Genomic DNA, 15,250 nt, shown 5'->3' with positions numbered 1-15,250 from the left:
GCCGATCGCGATCGTGCACAAGCGCCGCGACATCAACGTGGCGAATCAGGTCTCGGTGCACGAGATCGTCGGCGACATCCGCGGCCGGGTCTGCGTCCTGGTGGACGACATGATCGACACGGCCGGCACGATCTGCGCCGCGGCCGAGGCGCTGTACGAGAACGGCGCGGCCGAGGTGATCATCGTCTCGACGCACGCGGTGTTCTCCGGTCCGGCGATCGACCGGCTGAAGAATTCGCGGGTCAGCCAGGTCATCGTGACCGACACGCTGCCGCTGTCGGAGGAGCGCCGCTTTGACAAGCTCACGGTCCTGTCGGTCGCGCCGATCGTGGCGCGGGCGATTTCGGAGGTCTTTGAGGACGGCTCGGTGACGTCGATGTTCGAGGGCGATGCTTAGAGGGATGGGGGAGGGCCTGGGGCGGGGCGGGGGACGGCTCAAGGGCAGGGACAGGGAAGGGGCGGATCGAAGGCGGCGCGTAGGGGACGGACAGGTTGAGGGCGGGATAGGGGACGGTGCGAAGGCCCGCGAACAGGCGGCGGGGCCGAGGGCAGGACGAGGGCGGCTGGGGCTCGGGTAAACTCGGCTGCGTTGCCCGGCGAGGGAGTGGCCGTGATCGGCCCGCTCCGTGATCGACGTGCCGAACGAGGTATCGGGCGAGCGGGTCAGGCCCGCCTCCGCCTCGATGTCGAGTTGCGCCAGATCGCCCAGGCTTCCCGACCATCGAGGAGGAGTATCACCATGTCCGAAGTCCGCATCAGCGCCGAGCCGCGCGACAAGTTCGGCAAGGGCGCCGCGCGCCAGCTGCGCCGCGACGGCAAGATCCCGGCCGTGCTCTACGGCCACAAGGAGGAGGCGGTGCACCTCGCGCTGCCGGAGCACGACCTCTTCCTGGCGCTCAAGACCCCGAACGTGCTGCTGAACCTGGACCTGGGCGGCCGCAGCCAGCTGGCCCTGCCGAAGGCCGTGCAGAAGGACCCGGTGCGCCGCACCATCGAGCACGTCGACCTGCTGCTGGTGCGCCGCGGCGAGAAGGTCACCGTCGAAGTCCCGGTCGTGACCGTGGGCGACGTGGTGGCCGGCGGCCTGCTCGAGCACACGCTGACCGCGCTGTCCATCGAGGCCGAGGCCACGCACATCCCGGGCTCCGTCGAGGTCTCCATCGAGGGCCTCGAGGTCGGCTGGCACGTCCTGGCCAAGGACGTCACCCTGCCGCGCGGCGCCACGCTGGTCACCGACCCGGAGCACGTGGTCGTGCACATCCTGGCCGCGCCGACCGCCGAGCAGATGGCCGGCGAGACCGGTGAGGCCGAGGCCGCCGAGGAGAGCGCCGCCGCCGAGCCGGAGGCCACCGAAGAGGGCTGAGTCCGGCCCCGAGCGGGACGCAGCGATGTAAGCGAAGCGGCAGTGCCGCACCCCGGCTGGATCCGGGGTGCGGCACTGAGCTTGTCAGGCCACTGAACCGGCTGTGAGCGAAAGGCGCGGGTCGAACGATGGCGGCGGACAACGCACCGTGGCTGGTGATCGGCCTCGGCAATCCCGGCCCGAGTTACGCCGCGACCCGGCACAACGCCGGTTTCATGGTGGTGGACCTGCTCGCGCAGCGGATGGGCGGCCGGTTCAAGGCGCACCGCGGCGGCGTGGACGTGGTGGAGGGCCGGGTCGGCGGAACGCGCGTCGTGCTGGGCAAGCCGAAGTCCTTCATGAACCTCTCCGGCGGGCCGACCGCCTCGCTGCGCGACTTCTTCAAGGTCCCGGTCGAGCGGATCGTGGTCGTGCACGACGAACTCGACCTTCCGTACGGCACCGTGCGGCTCAAGCGCGGCGGCGGGGACAACGGGCACAACGGCCTGCGGTCCATCACCAAGTCGATCGGCACCCGCGAGTACCTACGCGTGCGCTTCGGCATCGGCCGCCCGCCGGGTCGCCAGGACCCGGCGGACTTCGTGCTCAAGCCGTTCTCCTCGGTGGAGAACAAGGAACTGCCGTTCCACGTGGACCGGGCCGCCGACGCCGTGGAGGCGCTGGTCACCGAGTCGCTTGAGGCTGCGCAGAATCGCTACCACGCGGAGTCGTGACGCTGGTGGCGGGCACGGTGCCCGCGGCCGCGCTGCCGATCGAGCCGGAGCCGGGAGGCGTGGGGCTGGCCGTGTCCGGCGGGGGGAAGCCGAGCGCGCTGGAGAGCGGCAGCATGTTGACGTTGATGAGGCCGTCCGCGGGGCTCGGGGTGCTACTCGGCGTGGCATTCGGCGCGGTGGATCCGAAGTCGACCCCGGGCATCGGCGTGATCACTCCGAAGTAGAGATGGGCGTCGGCGAACAGCTGCTGGAAGATCGCTGATTTGGCCATCGTCAGCAGCTTGCGGGCGTCGATGTGGGCCACCGGACCGCCGGTGACCGTGAGCATCGACTGGACGTCGCCGACGGTGAAGTCGAATTCCGCCATGTTCTCACCGACGCGCGCCGCGACCGTCTGTCCGGTCGGCAGCTGGCTGCACGCGAAGGTGGACTGCGGACCGGTGTCGGTCGCGCAGGGCGCAAGCGCCTGGCCTTCGGCGACTTTGGCCGGAAGCGAGTGGAACGTCAGCACGACGCGGTAGCTGGCGGTCGGCGTGGTGGCGGCGTAAACGGTCTGATCCGGCTTGCCGACGAACTTGATCTGCTCACCGGCGACCGGCCAGATCCGCTGCAGCGCGGAGACCGCCTCCTGGTGAAAGGTTTTCGCGAGTGGGATGGCTCGGGTGGTGCTCGACGAGCCGGCGCCGAATCCGTCGCCGGATGCGGGATTGGAGGAGTGGACGCCGCCGATCAAGATCGTGCCGGCGCCGATGACCAGGGCGCTGCTGAGCGCCGCTCCTGCGGAGCGTGTGGCGAGCTTTCTGCGGCGGACGATCCGGCGGGCGGTGGGGGCGAGGTCGGGCAGCGGCGGCAGGCCGTCGGAGGCGGCGTCGAAGAGTTCGTGCAGGTTCGGCATGGGGTTCCTCGGTTCCGTTTCTCAATCGCGGTGGTTGTGGTGGTCGCGGTAGTTGTGGCCGTGGTTGTTGTCGGGGCGGTGCTGGGGATCAGGGTTCGGACAGCTCGGTGAACCGGTCTCCGAGCAGTTCGCGCAGCTTGGCCAGCGAGCGTGAGCACTGGCTCTTGACGTTGCCGGTGCTGCATCCCAGCAGCGCGGCTGTCTCCTCGACCGACAGGTCCTCCCAGTAGCGCAGGATGATCATGGTTCGCGGCTTGGGTGGCAGGGCGCGCAAGGCGTCCAGGACGACGAGGCGCAACTCGGCCGGGTCGGCGGCGGTCGCGGCGGAGCCGGGCTCGGCCCGGAGAAACGCGTGCGCGGAGACGCTGCGACGCAGCTTGCGCTGCTCGGTGAGGAAGGCACGCACCAGCGCCTTCTTCGCGTAAGCGTCCGGATTCTCGGCGAGCCGTGCCTTGCGCCACGAGCGCAGCAGCGCGACCAGCGTGGTCTGCACGAGGTCCTGCGCGCGATCACGGTCACCACACAGCAGATAGGCCGTGCGGTAGAGGTGGTGCTGGCGCGCCGCGGCGTAGGACTCGAAATCGGGTGGTTCGGGGTCGGGCGGCTCGGCGACGGCGGCCGGCAGTCCGGTGCAGGCGGAGGGGTCGCCAGGCCGGCCGGGGGGAACCGGTTCGTCGATATCGCGGGTTTGGTGGGCGCTGCGGATCATCACGCAGGGTCCGTCCTCCCTGGAGTGGCGTGAAGGTTCTGTCATCCGGTCTAGAGCGGGCACCTGTGTGCCGGGTTGCACCGATCGTCGTCCGGCGCGGCGATGGTGCGAGGATGGACCGGTGACGTACGACTACGCAGCCCCCGAATCCCAGAAGCTGTTCGACCGCGCGCAGGCGGTGACGCCGGGCGGTGTGAACTCGCCGGTGCGGGCGTTCGGCGCGGTCGGCGGGACGCCGCGCTTCATGGTCTCCGGCAAGGGCGCCTACCTCACCGACGCCGACGGCCGCGAGTACGTTGATCTGGTCTGCTCCTGGGGGCCGCTGATCCTCGGGCACGCCCATCCGGCTGTGCTTCAGGCGACCTCGGCGGCGCTGCTGCACGGCACCTCCTTCGGCACGCCGAGCGAGGGCGAGGTGGTGCTGGCCGAGGAGATCGTGGCGCGGATCGGCCCGGCCGAGCGGGTGCGGCTGGTCTCCTCCGGGACCGAGGCGACCATGTCGGCGATCCGGCTGGCCCGCGGCTTCACCGGCCGGTCGAAGGTGGTCAAGTTCGCGGGCTGCTACCACGGGCACGTGGACGCGCTGCTCGCGGCGGCCGGTTCGGGCGTCGCGACGCTCGGGTTGCCGGACACCCCGGGGGTGACGGGGGCTCAGGCCGGCGACACGATCGTGCTGCCGTACAACGACCTGGAGGCGGTGCGGGCCGCTTTCGCCGAGTTCGGCGCCGAGATCGCCTGCGTGATCACCGAGGCGGCGGCCGGGAACATGGGCATCGTGCCTCCGCTGGACGGCTTCAACGCGGCGCTGCGGGACCTGTGCCACGAGCACGGCGCGCTGTACATCTCCGACGAGGTGATGACCGGATTCCGGTCCTCGCGCACCGGCTGGTTCGGCATCGACGGCGTGGTCCCGGACCTGATGACCTTCGGCAAGGTGATGGGCGGCGGCTTCCCGACGGCGGCCTTCGGCGGACGCGCGGACGTGATGGCGCGTCTAGCCCCGGAGGGGCCGGTGTACCAAGCCGGGACGCTGTCCGGGAACCCCGTCGCGACGGCCGCCGGGCTGGCGACGCTGCGCAACTGCACGCCCGAGGTCTACGACCACCTGGACCGCACCGCCCACACCATCGCCGACCTCGCCGCCGAGGCGCTGGCGAAGGAGGGGGTCGCGCACCGGGTGCAGTTCGCCGGGACGATGTTCTCGATCTTCTTCACCGACGAGCCGGTCACCGACTATGCGGCGGCGAAGCGCCAAGACACCGAGGCGTACAAGGCGTTCTTCCACGCGATGCTCAGCGAGGGCGTGTACCTGCCGCCGAGCGCATTCGAGGCCTGGTTCGTCTCTGCGGCGCACGACGGCGCGGCGGTGGACCGGATCGCGGCGGCGCTCCCGGTCGCGGCGCGCGCGGCGGCGGCTGTGGCGGGCCGCTGACGGTTCAGGTCACCCGTTGATGCAGGTCACTGGTACCGAACCGAACGTCAACCTGTCTCGCATAAGATGCGCGACATGACGCAGATCGATCCCGGTACGCAGACCACGGTCCACCTCATGCGCCACGGCGAGGTGTACAACCCCACCGGGATCCTCTACGGCAGGCTGCCCGACTTCCACCTGTCCGAGCTCGGCCGCAAGATGGCAGAGCGGGCCGCGGAGTTCTTCGCCGACCACGACGTGGTCGCGGTGATCGCCTCGCCGCTCGACCGCGCGCAGGAGACCGCCGCGCCGATCGCCGAGCGGCTCGGCCTCGAAATCGGCACCGACGGCCGGCTGATCGAGGCGGAGAACTACTTCCAGGGCAAGCGGTTCAGCGTCGGCGACGGCGTGCTCAAGCGCCCGGGAGTGTGGCCGCGGCTGTACAACCCGCTGCGACCGTCCTGGGGCGAACCCTACGTCGAGCAGGTGGCGCGGATGAAGGCGGCGCTGGAGGCCGCGCGCGACAAGGCCGCCGGCCACGAGGCGGTGTGCGTGAGCCACCAGCTGCCGATCTGGGTCACCCGGCTCGCCGCCGAGCACCGCCGGCTGTGGCACGACCCGCGCCGCCGCCAGTGCTCGCTGGCCTCGGTGACCTCTTTCCGGTACGTCGGCACGCAGCTGGTCGGCATCGACTACCAGGAGCCCGCGAAGGACCTGCTGCCGGTCAAGACCACGAAGAAGTTCGTCGCCGGGGCCTGACCCGCCCCGGACCCCCGCGGCTTCGCCCGAATCCGACCGTGCGAGACTCTTCGCATGGTCGTACCCGCCCACACCTCCCGTTCCGCCCGCCGCGCGGCGGGCGCGCTCACCGCCGCGCTCACCGGCGCGGCGCTGCTGGCCGGCTGCACCAACTCCACCGGCGGCGGGGGCGACGCCGGGTTCGTGACGAACGCGAGCACCAACATCACGGACGTCGCGCCGGGCCAGCGGGTCGCCGCCCCGGACCTGTCCGGCACCACCCTGGACGGCAAGAAGCTCGCGCTGTCCGACTACCGCGGCAAGTACGTCGTGGTGAACATCTGGGGCTCCTGGTGCGGTCCGTGCCGTCTCGAGGCGCCCGCGCTGGAGGAGACCTACGAGCAGTACCAGGCCAAGGGCGTGCAGTTCCTGGGCATCAACGTGCGCGACGTGAACTCCGCCGCGCTCGCCTTCGTCGCCGACGACCACATCACCTATCCGTCGCTGCAGGACCCGTCCGAGACGCTGCTGCTCGAGTTCAAGACCGTCGTCCCGCCGACCAACATCCCGTCGAGCATCATCGTCGACCGCGACGGCAAGATCGCGACGCGCATCATCGGCGGCACCACCGAGCCGCAGCTCAAGCAGGCGCTCGACAAGGTCTTAAGCGGGAGCTGACATGTCGGGTGTCGCGTCGCTGATGGCCGGCGGCTCGCTGCTGCTGGCGGTGCCGGTGGCGCTGGCCGCCGGGGCGATCTCGTTCGCGTCGCCGTGTGTGCTGCCGCTGGTGCCGGGCTACCTGTCGTACGTCACGGGCATGTCCGCGGTCGACGCCCAGGACGTAGAGGCGCGCAAGGACGCGCAAACCCGCGCCCACGAAGACGGGCAAGAAGCCGAAGCCGGCGCGGGCCAGACGCGAACCCTGACCAAGACGCGAACCATCGTCAGCGCCGGGCGCGTGCTGCGCGGACGCACCGTACTCGGCGCGACCCTGTTCGTGCTCGGCTTCACCGCCGTGTTCGTCTCGGCCGGCGCGGCCTTCGGCTACGCGGGCGCGAACCTGATTCAGCATGAACGGGTGCTGGAGCAGGTCTTCGGCAGCCTGGTGATCCTGCTCGGGCTCTTCTTCGCGGGAGCGATGCCGCAGCGCTGGTCGGGCTGGCTGCAGCGGGACGCGCGGCTGCATTACCGGCCGACCGCCGGGCTCGTCGGCGCGCCGCTGCTCGGCATGGTGTTCGGCATCGGCTGGACGCCTTGCCTCGGCCCGACGCTCACGGCCGTGCAGACGCTCGCCTGGACCCAGGCGTCGGCCGGACGCGGCGCGTTCCTCGCCGCGGTCTACTGCATCGGGCTCGGGCTACCGTTCATCCTGACCGCCGTCGCGTTCCGCCGGGCGATGACCGCGTTCGGCTGGATCAAGCAGCATTACGCGGCGGTGACCCGGATCGGCGGCGGGATGCTCGTCGTCGTCGGCGCGGCGATGGTCAGCGGGGCGTGGGACGACTTGATCCACCACGTGCAGGGGTGGGTCGTGGGCTTCAACCTGCCGCTGTGACGGCCGGCATACCGAGATGCACCGAGGCGGAGAGTGTGACTGAGCAGCAGACGGAGCAGCAGGCCGAGGCGGCGCGCGCCGGCGAGGCCGCGGAGGCGCGCGCCGAGGCCCGCGCCGCCGACACCGTCACCGAGCCCGCAGCCGTCGAGCCCGCAGCTGTCGAGTCGGCAGCCGTCGAACACCCAGCCGACGGCGGCTCTGGCGTGGGGTTCGAAGAGGCTGACCGGCTGTCCACCGCTCCGCGCCCGGAATCATCCGTGGCCGTGCCCCGGCTCGGCACCGCGGAGCTGCTGCGCTGGATGTGGCGGCAGCTGACCTCGATGCGGATCGCGCTGACCCTGCTGTTCCTGCTCTCGGTCGCGGCGATCCCCGGCTCGCTGCTGCCGCAGCGCGAGATCGACCCGAGCAAGGTGCTGCAGTTCTACGTCGCGCACAAGACCTGGGCGCCGATCCTGGACAAGCTCCAGCTGTTCGACGTGTTCGAGTCGGTGTGGTTCGGCGCGATCTACTGCCTGCTGTTCATCTCGCTGGTTGGCTGCATCCTGCCCCGCTCGCTCGCGCACTTCCGCGCGATGCGCGGCCGCCCGCCGGCCGCCCCGCGCAACCTCAAGCGGCTGCCCGTGCACGCCTCGTTCCGCACCGAGGCCTCCGCGCAGCAGGCGCTCGCGGCCGCGCAGAAGCGGCTGAAGGGCAGGCGGTTTCGCACCGTCACCGGCGAGGACGCGGGCGGCACGTGGGTCTCCGCGGAGAAGGGCTACCTGCGCGAGACCGGCAACCTGATCTTCCACCTGGCGCTGCTCGGCATCCTGGTCGCGGTCGCCGTCGGCCACTTCTTCGGCTTCAAGGGCGCCCGCCTGGTGACCGAGGGCAGCCAGTTCTGCGACACCATCGCCGGCTACGACACGCTGACGATGGGTCAGCTGGTCGGGCCGCAGGACCTGCCGCCGTTCTGCATCCACCTGGACAAGTTCACCGCCAGCTACCAGGACAGCGGCGATCAGATGGGCCAGCCGCGCACCTTCGACGCGTACTCCTCCTACTACGCGACGCCGACCAGCAAGGCGAAGAAGGTGGACGTTCAGGTCAACAGCCCGATCACGGTCAACGGCACGAACATCTTCCTGGAAGGCCACGGCTACTCCCCGGTCGTCACCGTCAAGGACGGCGCGGGACAGGTCGTGTACGACGGGCCGGTCATCTTCCTCGGCATCGACGCGAACTTCACCTCCAGCGGCGCGATCAAGGTCCCGGACGCCAAGCCGAAGGGGCTCGGCTTCCAGGGCTACCTGCTGCCCACCGCGGTGACCATCCCGGGCTCGATGCCCGCCTCGGTGTTCCCCGCGGCGCAGAACCCGGTCCTGATCCTGGCCGCGTACGCCGGGGACCTGAGCATGAACGACGGCGAGTCGCAGAGCGTGTACACGCTGGACACCAGCAAGCTGACCCGCCTGCAGGTGAAGGACAAGACGAACCCGGCCGGCGGCAACGCGCTGATGCTGTCGGTCGGGCAGACCGCGACCCTGCCGAACGGCCTCGGCTCGATCACCTTCGACGGGGTCAAGCAGTGGGCGCAGTTCAACATCGCCTACGACCCCGGGCAGCCGATCGCGCTCGGCTCCGCGGCCTTCGCGGTGCTCGGCCTGGTCGGCTCGCTCGGCATCCGCCGGCGCCGGATCTGGGTGCGCGTCAGCGACCAGGCCGACGGAACCCGGCTGATCGAGGTGGCCGGCCTGGCGCGCACCGAGGGCGCGACGCCGACCACCGAAGTGACCGAGGCCGCGGAGGTACTGGCCGCGCAGCTGACCGTCGCGCCGTCACCCGGCGACCCGGCCGGGACCGAGCAGCAACAGCGCAAGTCCACCCCGCGCACTGGAGCGTCCGCGTGATCAACGAAAACCTCGCGCACTACAGCAACCTGTTCATCGCGCTGGCGCTGGTCGCCTACGCGGTCGCGTTCTTCGCGTACTGCGGCGAGTGGGCGTTCGGCTCCCGCTCCCGGATCGGCGCGAAGGCGGCCGCGGTCGGACGGTCGGGCGCCGCGGCGGCCGAGGCCTCGGCGGCGGCCCGGGAGCAGGCCACCGTGTCCGTCGGCTCGTCCGGCGTCTCCGTGCTCACCCGGACGGCTCAGGAGGAGGCGGAGCCCACGGTCGCCGGCGACTCGCTGCGCGCCGAGGCCGTCGGGCGCTTCGCCGTGCTGGCCACCTTCATCGCGTTCGGCCTGCACGCCGCCGGCGTGGTGTGCCGCGGCATGGCCGTGCAGCGGGTGCCGTGGGCGAACATGTACGAGTTCTCCTGCGCCGCCGCGCTCGCCATGGCTTTCGCGTACGTGGTGCTGCTGGCCACCGGGCGCAAGGTGCGCTGGCTCGGCCTGCCGGTGACCTTCATCGTGCTGCTGACCCTCGGCCTGGCCTACACGGTGCTCTACACCGACGCCGAGGAGCTGGTCCCGGCGCTGCACTCCTACTGGCTGTACATCCACGTGACCGCCGCGGTCCTGTCCACCGGGGCCTTCGGCGTCGCGACCGTCGCCACGATCCTGTACCTGCTCAAGGCGGCCGCCGAGGAGGGCAAGCTGCCGCGGCTGAGCGGCATGCTCGAACGCGTGCCCTCCTCCGGCATGCTCGACCGCACCGCGTACCGGGTGATCGCGTTCATCTTCCCGCTGTGGACCTTCGCGGTGATCGCGGGCGCGATCTGGGCGGAGAAGGCCTGGGGCCGCTACTGGGGCTGGGACCCCAAGGAGACCTGGTCCTTCATCGTGTGGGTCATCTACGCCGCCTACCTGCACGCGCGGGCCACGCACGGCTGGAAGGGCCGGGCCGCGGCGTGGATCGCGTTGGCTGCTTTCCTTTGCGTCATGTTCAATTACTTCGGGGTTAATACGCTGCTCACCGGTCACCACAGTTACGCCGGTCTGTAGGGGGACCGGCCGTAGGTCGCCTTATCAAGATCCGTAGCGCCGCCATCGGCAACCGGGTGGGGGACGGGCAGCGTCCTGAAAGGCGGCAACAGGGTGAGCGTGCCGGGTGGACCGGCCGTGCCGAGCCCTACACGCGGAAGGACCTGACCTGATGAGCGACGATCGCGGCTGGTACCCGGCTTACGGGGCCGACGACCGCGGCGAGGGGAGGCGCCGGGACGAAGCCGGCTACGACCCTTACGCGCAGGGTCAGTCGTCTGGTCGTCCCGCCGCCCGTGGCGGGCAGCAGTCGCGGGATCCTTACCGCGTACCGCAGCCGACGCAGCGTCAGCCTCAGCAGCCGTGGTCCGCGGACCCGCAGCAGCAGCAGCGCCGCGACGGATACGGCGGTGCCCAGGGGAACGGCGCGCAGCAGCAGGGGCGCGGCGAGTGGACGCCGGGTTACGGCGGTCGCGGCGCAGAGCGCACGACGCCTGTAGACGCTTATCCGCGGCGTGACCCGTACGGCGCGAACGGCGCAGGTAGGGCGAACGGCAACAGCGCCAACGGCGCGTGGTCACCGGTCGACGCGACGCCTCAAAGCCAAGGGCAGGGGCGGCGTGGGGCGCAAGGCGACGACGCCTGGACGCCTCGCTCGCGCGGCGCCCGGACCGCTACCGCCTCGGCGTCCACCGGGATGGTCGACGGCAACGTCAACGACGATCTCGACCTCGACGAGCTCGACCCTTCCGGCAAGGCCAGGCGCGCCGCGGCGGCGGGCAAGGGCGGCGGCAAGCGCCCGCCGACCCGCCGGCGCAAGATCGTCAAGTGGACCGCGATCAGCGTCTCCACGCTGCTGGTGCTGATCCTGGGCACCAGCGCCTACGTGATCATGCACCTGACCGGCAACATCAAGCACACCGCGCTGCTGCAGAACGGCACGACGCAGTCGCCCGAGCCGGTCGACAAGTACGGCCGCTCCCCGCTGAACATCCTGGTCATCGGCTCGGACCAGCGGAACAACCCGGCCGACTGCGCCATCGGCCACGACTGCGGGCCGGGCTCGAACGCGGACGTGGAGATGGTCGTGCACCTCTCCGCCGACCGCTCCAACGCCACCGTCATGTCGATCCCGCGCGACACGATGGTCACGATCCCGCACTGCACCGACACCGCCAACCACACCAGCGGCGGCGGCTTCCTCAGCACGATCAACAGCTCGCTGCAGTGGGGACCGTCCTGCACGGTGCTCGCGGTGCACAACCTGACCGGCCTGACCATCGACCACTTCGTCATGGTCGACTTCGTCGGCGTGGAGACGCTGTCCAACGCGCTCGGCGGCGTGCAGGTGTGCGTCTCGGCGAAGATGTACGACCCGAACTCCGGGCTGCGGCTGAACAAGGGCGTCAACATGGTCGAAGGCGCCAGCGCCCTGGCGTTCGTCCGCACCCGCCACGGCTTCTACGACGGCTCCGACCTTGGCCGCGAGAAGGCCCAGCACTACTTCCTCGCGCAGATGATCAAGGAAGTGCGGGCCAACATGAACCTGTCCGACTTCGGCACCCTGTTCAAGGTGGCCGACGCCGCGACCAAGGCGCTCACCGTCGATGACGGACTCAGCGGGGTGAGCGGTCTGGAAGGCCTGGCCACCACGATGAACCGGGTGCCGACCAACCGCATCTCCTTCGTCACCATGCCGTGGAACATCGACCCGAACAGCCCGGCCCACGTCCTGGTGGCCCAGCCGTACGCGCAGGAGATGTTCCAGAACATCCAGAACGACGTGTCGTACTCGACCGTGGCCGCGAAGGCCAGCACCTCGACCGCGCCCGCCGCACCGAGCAGCCAGGCCGCGCCGACCACGCCGGCGGCCGTTAACGACGCCGCGGTCCACGTCCAGGTGTTCAACGGCAGCGGGGTCTCCGGCCGGGCGACCACGATCAAGGACGCCCTGGTCACCGACGGCTTCTCGCTGGCGACGGTGGCAGGCAACCACGCCTCCGCCGCGACCACGAAGATCTACTACCCCTCGACCCGCAGCGACTCGGCGGCGGCGGTGCAGAAGGCGCTCGGCCTGCCGAGCTCGGCGATGACGCAGTCGAACGCGTACTCGGAAGTCACCGTGGTCCTCGGTACCGACTGGACCTCCGGCACCACCTTCGGCGGCGCCTCGACGGCCGGCGGCAACTCGACGGCGACCACGGCGGCCAGCGCCCCGGCGGTCTCCTCGCTGTCGAACGCCGCGGACAGCGGCAACACCTGCGTCCCGGTGAACCCGTTCTACATCGTCAAGTAGCCCCCACAATGGAGGCGTGACGGAGCCAAGATCGACGACGAGGGGCGACGCGGCCGCCGCGCGGCCGTGGGTCATCCTCAGTTGCACGACCTCGCTCGACGGCTGCCTCGACGACACGACGTCGCGGCGGCTGCTGCTCTCGAACGACGCGGACTTCGACCGGGTGGACGCATTACGCGCCTCGGTGGACGCGATCCTGGTGGGGGCCGGCACCGTGCGTGCAGACAATCCACGGCTGCTGGTGCGCTCGCCGGAGCGCCGCGCGGCCCGCATCGCCCGGGGCGAACCGGCAAGCCCGCTGCGCGTCGTGGTTTCCGGCTCCGGCAAGCTCGACCGTGACGCGGCGGTGTTCACCGCGGAGGGCGCCGAGACCGTCGTTTACGGCGCCGCTGGCAGACACGGCAGTGGCGGTGGCAGTCGCAGTGGCGATAGTGGCAGTGGCCGAACGGTTGACTTCGGCGAGCTGCTGGACAACCTGGCCCGCCGCGGAGTCCGGCGCCTGATGGTCGAGGGCGGCGCCTCGGTGCTCACCCGCTTCCTGGCCGAGGATCTGGCCGACGAAATCCAGCTCTCCATCGCGCCTTTCCTCCTCGGCGACCGGGACGCCCCGCACGCCTTCGGCCCCGGCGGCTACCCGCAATCGCCGAGCCGCCGGATGATCCTTGGCGAGAGCCGCACGCTCGGTGACGTGCAGTTCAGCCGCTATCTGGTCAACCGCGCCGCACCTGACGCCACCTCAGACGCACATATGCTCCGGCTGGCGGTCGAGCTTTCCCGTTCCTGCCCGCCGGTCATGGGCGCGTTCTCGGTCGGCGCGATCGTCACCGACGCGAACGGAGCCGTGATCTCCACCGGCTACTCTCGCGAACCGCGCAGCGGCCTTGGCGATCCGGACAAGAATCACGCCGAGGAGGTCGCGCTCGCCAAGCTCGACCCTGCCGACCCGCGGCTCAAGGCCGCCACCCTCTTCACCTCCCTCGAACCCTGCTCGCCGCGCTCCTCCCGACCGCTCAGCTGCACCGACCACATCCTCGCCGCCGGCATCCCGCGCATCGTGCTCGCGCTGCGCGAACCGGCCCTGCTCGCGGTCTGCGACGGAGCCGACCGGCTGCGCGCCGCCGGAGTCGACGTGGTCGAGCTGCCTGAGCTGGGCGAACACGTGCGCGCCATCAACGCGCATCTGCTCGGCTGACCGTCGCGTCGCCGCCGACGACCGCCATGGATACTTGACTGCATGGCCTATGAAGATCTGCGCTCCTTCCTGCGGACGCTGGAGCGCGAGGGGGAGCTGCGCCGGATCAAGGCCCAGGTCGACCCGTACCTGGAGGTCGGCGAGATCACCGACCGGGTGCAGAAGGCGCAGGGCCCGGCCCTGCTGTTCGAGAACGTCAAGGGCTCCGGGCTGCCGCTGGCGATGAACGTCTTCGGCACGCAGCGCCGGCTGTGCCTCGCCCTCGGCATCAAGAGCCTGGACGAGATCGGCGAGCGGATCGGCGAGCTGCTCAAGCCCGAGCTGCCGCACGGCCTCTCCGGCTTCAAGGACGCGCTCGGCAAGGTGGCGCAGCTGCGCTCGGTCCCGCCGAAGCACGTCAAGGGCGCCCCCTGCCAGCAGATCGTCCTGACGGATGATCAGGTCGATCTCAACGCGCTGCCCGCACTGCATACCTGGCCCCAGGACGGCGGTTCGTTCTTCAACCTCGGCCTCACGCACACCAAGCACCCGGAGACCGGCCAGCGCAACCTCGGCCTGTACCGCCTCCAACGGCACGATTCACGCACCATCGGCATGCACTGGCAGATTCACAAGGACTCGACCAACCACTACGCGGTCGCGCAACGCCTCGGCGAGCGACTGCCGGTGGCCATCGCGTTCGGCTGCCCACCGGTCGTCACCTACGCCGCGACCGCGCCACTGCCCGCGGACATCGACGAGTACCTGTTCGCCGGTTTCGTGCAGCGCGAGCGCGTCGAGCTGGTGGACTGCAAGACCGTGCCGCTGCAGGTGCCGGCGCACTGCGAGGTCGTGCTCGAAGGCTGGCTGGAGCCGGGAGTCACCCGCCCCGAGGGTCCCTTCGGCGACCACACCGGCTTCTATACGCCGGTCGAGCCGTTCCCGGCCCTGACCGTCACCGCGGTCACCATGCGCAAGAACGCGCTGCTGCAGTCGATCGTGGTCGGCCGCCCGCCGACCGAGGACGGCCCGCTCGGCAAGGCCACCGAGCGTTTCTTCCTGCCGCTGCTCAAGATGATCGTCCCGGACATCGTGGACTACGACCTGCCGGAGACCGGCGGCTTCCACAACTGCGCCATCGTCTCCATCGACAAGCGCTACCCGAAGCACGCGCAGAAGGTGATGAACGCGATCTGGGGCGCACACCTGATGTCGCTGACCAAGCTGATCGTCATCGTGGATGCCGACTGTGACGTCCACGACTACGCCGAGGTCTCCTGGCGGGCGTTCGGGAACGTGGACTACGCCCGCGACCTGCTGCTCACCGAGGGGCCCGTCGATCACCTGGACCATGCCTCGTATCAGCAGTTCTGGGGCGGCAAGCTCGGCATCGACGCGACTCGCAAACTGCCGACCGAGGGCTACCGGCGCGGCTGGCCGGACGAGTGCGTGCTGGACGAGTCGACCCGCGCGCTCGTCGACCGGCGCTGGCGTGAG

At 70.5% G+C, this 15,250-nt stretch carries 14 protein-coding genes; 12 read left to right on the top strand and 2 right to left on the bottom strand.

Going from position 1 to position 15,250, the window contains the following annotated elements; genetic code table 11:
• The 3 genes from prs to pth all read left to right on the top strand — a co-directional run.
• Positions 1 to 397, top strand: a 397-nt coding sequence (gene prs, locus VFB40_RS25605) for a ribose-phosphate diphosphokinase (protein WP_324855035.1), incomplete at its 5' end; no start/stop codon positions are given.
• Between the two features lie 342 nt (positions 398 to 739).
• A complete protein-coding gene (locus VFB40_RS25600; RefSeq protein WP_324855033.1) occupies positions 740 to 1,363 on the top strand; it encodes a 50S ribosomal protein L25/general stress protein Ctc in 624 nt (207 codons plus the stop codon).
• Between the two features lie 128 nt (positions 1,364 to 1,491).
• On the top strand, positions 1,492 to 2,076 hold the full coding sequence (gene pth, locus VFB40_RS25595) for an aminoacyl-tRNA hydrolase (RefSeq protein ID WP_324855031.1): 585 nt from the start codon (positions 1,492 to 1,494) through the stop codon (positions 2,074 to 2,076).
• Here pth and VFB40_RS25590 read toward each other — a convergent pair.
• Positions 2,027 to 2,971, bottom strand: a complete 945-nt coding sequence (locus VFB40_RS25590; RefSeq protein WP_324855029.1) for a hypothetical protein — start codon at positions 2,969 to 2,971, stop codon at positions 2,027 to 2,029. The genes pth and VFB40_RS25590 overlap by 50 nt on opposite strands.
• A gap of 88 nt (positions 2,972 to 3,059) precedes the next feature.
• Positions 3,060 to 3,680 (bottom strand): SigE family RNA polymerase sigma factor, encoded by a 621-nt coding sequence (locus VFB40_RS25585; protein ID WP_324855037.1) that lies wholly within the window; start codon positions 3,678 to 3,680, stop codon positions 3,060 to 3,062.
• A gap of 121 nt (positions 3,681 to 3,801) precedes the next feature.
• Between VFB40_RS25585 and hemL the strand changes: the two genes are divergently transcribed.
• The 9 genes from hemL to VFB40_RS25540 all read left to right on the top strand — a co-directional run.
• The gene (gene hemL, locus VFB40_RS25580; protein WP_324855027.1) at positions 3,802 to 5,112 is read left to right on the top strand and encodes a glutamate-1-semialdehyde 2,1-aminomutase; all 1,311 of its coding nucleotides are present in this window, start codon (positions 3,802 to 3,804) and stop codon (positions 5,110 to 5,112) included.
• 75 nt (positions 5,113 to 5,187) lie between these two features.
• Complete coding sequence (locus tag VFB40_RS25575; protein ID WP_324855025.1) at positions 5,188 to 5,853, top strand: histidine phosphatase family protein; 666 nt, start codon at positions 5,188 to 5,190, stop codon at positions 5,851 to 5,853.
• Positions 5,854 to 5,907: 54 nt separating this feature from the next.
• Positions 5,908 to 6,510: a TlpA family protein disulfide reductase gene (locus VFB40_RS25570; RefSeq protein WP_324855023.1), complete on the top strand. Its 603-nt coding sequence runs from the start codon at positions 5,908 to 5,910 to the stop codon at positions 6,508 to 6,510.
• 1 nt (position 6,511) lies between these two features.
• Positions 6,512 to 7,387, top strand: coding sequence for a cytochrome c biogenesis CcdA family protein (locus tag VFB40_RS25565; protein WP_324855021.1), 876 nt, complete (start codon positions 6,512 to 6,514; stop codon positions 7,385 to 7,387).
• Between the two features lie 35 nt (positions 7,388 to 7,422).
• Positions 7,423 to 9,273 (top strand): cytochrome c biogenesis protein ResB, encoded by a 1,851-nt coding sequence (gene resB, locus VFB40_RS25560; RefSeq protein WP_324855020.1) that lies wholly within the window; start codon positions 7,423 to 7,425, stop codon positions 9,271 to 9,273.
• Positions 9,270 to 10,307, top strand: coding sequence for a c-type cytochrome biogenesis protein CcsB (gene ccsB, locus VFB40_RS25555; RefSeq protein ID WP_324855018.1), 1,038 nt, complete (start codon positions 9,270 to 9,272; stop codon positions 10,305 to 10,307). Before resB ends, ccsB begins: the two co-directional genes overlap by 4 nt.
• Positions 10,308 to 10,458: 151 nt before the next feature.
• Positions 10,459 to 12,582 carry an LCP family protein gene (locus tag VFB40_RS25550; protein WP_324855016.1) on the top strand — a complete coding sequence of 708 codons (2,124 nt, stop codon included), beginning with the start codon at positions 10,459 to 10,461 and terminating at the stop codon, positions 12,580 to 12,582.
• A gap of 16 nt (positions 12,583 to 12,598) precedes the next feature.
• Entirely contained in the window at positions 12,599 to 13,774 is a 1,176-nt protein-coding gene (locus VFB40_RS25545; protein WP_324855014.1) for a dihydrofolate reductase family protein, read from the top strand.
• A 42-nt stretch (positions 13,775 to 13,816) separates the two neighbouring features.
• Positions 13,817 to 15,250, top strand: a 1,434-nt coding sequence (locus tag VFB40_RS25540; protein ID WP_324855012.1) for a menaquinone biosynthesis decarboxylase, incomplete at its 3' end; no start/stop codon positions are given.

This window comes from Actinocrinis sp., from assembly GCF_035650855.1.
GTDB lineage: Bacteria > Actinomycetota > Actinomycetes > Streptomycetales > Catenulisporaceae > Actinocrinis.
This window is presented reverse-complemented; position numbering and strand designations above follow the sequence as displayed.

Bases quoted from the DNA above. Each gene is read 5' to 3' on its own strand.
- VFB40_RS25600 (WP_324855033.1), top strand. From the start codon at position 740: ATGTCCGAAGTCCGCATCAGCGCCGAGCCGCGCGACAAGTTCGGCAAG.
- pth (WP_324855031.1), top strand. From the start codon at position 1,492: ATGGCGGCGGACAACGCACCGTGGCTGGTGATCGGCCTCGGCAATCCC.
- VFB40_RS25590 (WP_324855029.1), bottom strand. From the start codon at position 2,971: ATGCCGAACCTGCACGAACTCTTCGACGCCGCCTCCGACGGCCTGCCG.
- VFB40_RS25585 (WP_324855037.1), bottom strand. From the start codon at position 3,680: ATGATCCGCAGCGCCCACCAAACCCGCGATATCGACGAACCGGTTCCC.
- VFB40_RS25575 (WP_324855025.1), top strand. From the start codon at position 5,188: ATGACGCAGATCGATCCCGGTACGCAGACCACGGTCCACCTCATGCGC.
- VFB40_RS25570 (WP_324855023.1), top strand. From the start codon at position 5,908: ATGGTCGTACCCGCCCACACCTCCCGTTCCGCCCGCCGCGCGGCGGGC.
- VFB40_RS25565 (WP_324855021.1), top strand. From the start codon at position 6,512: ATGTCGGGTGTCGCGTCGCTGATGGCCGGCGGCTCGCTGCTGCTGGCG.
- VFB40_RS25550 (WP_324855016.1), top strand. From the start codon at position 10,459: ATGAGCGACGATCGCGGCTGGTACCCGGCTTACGGGGCCGACGACCGC.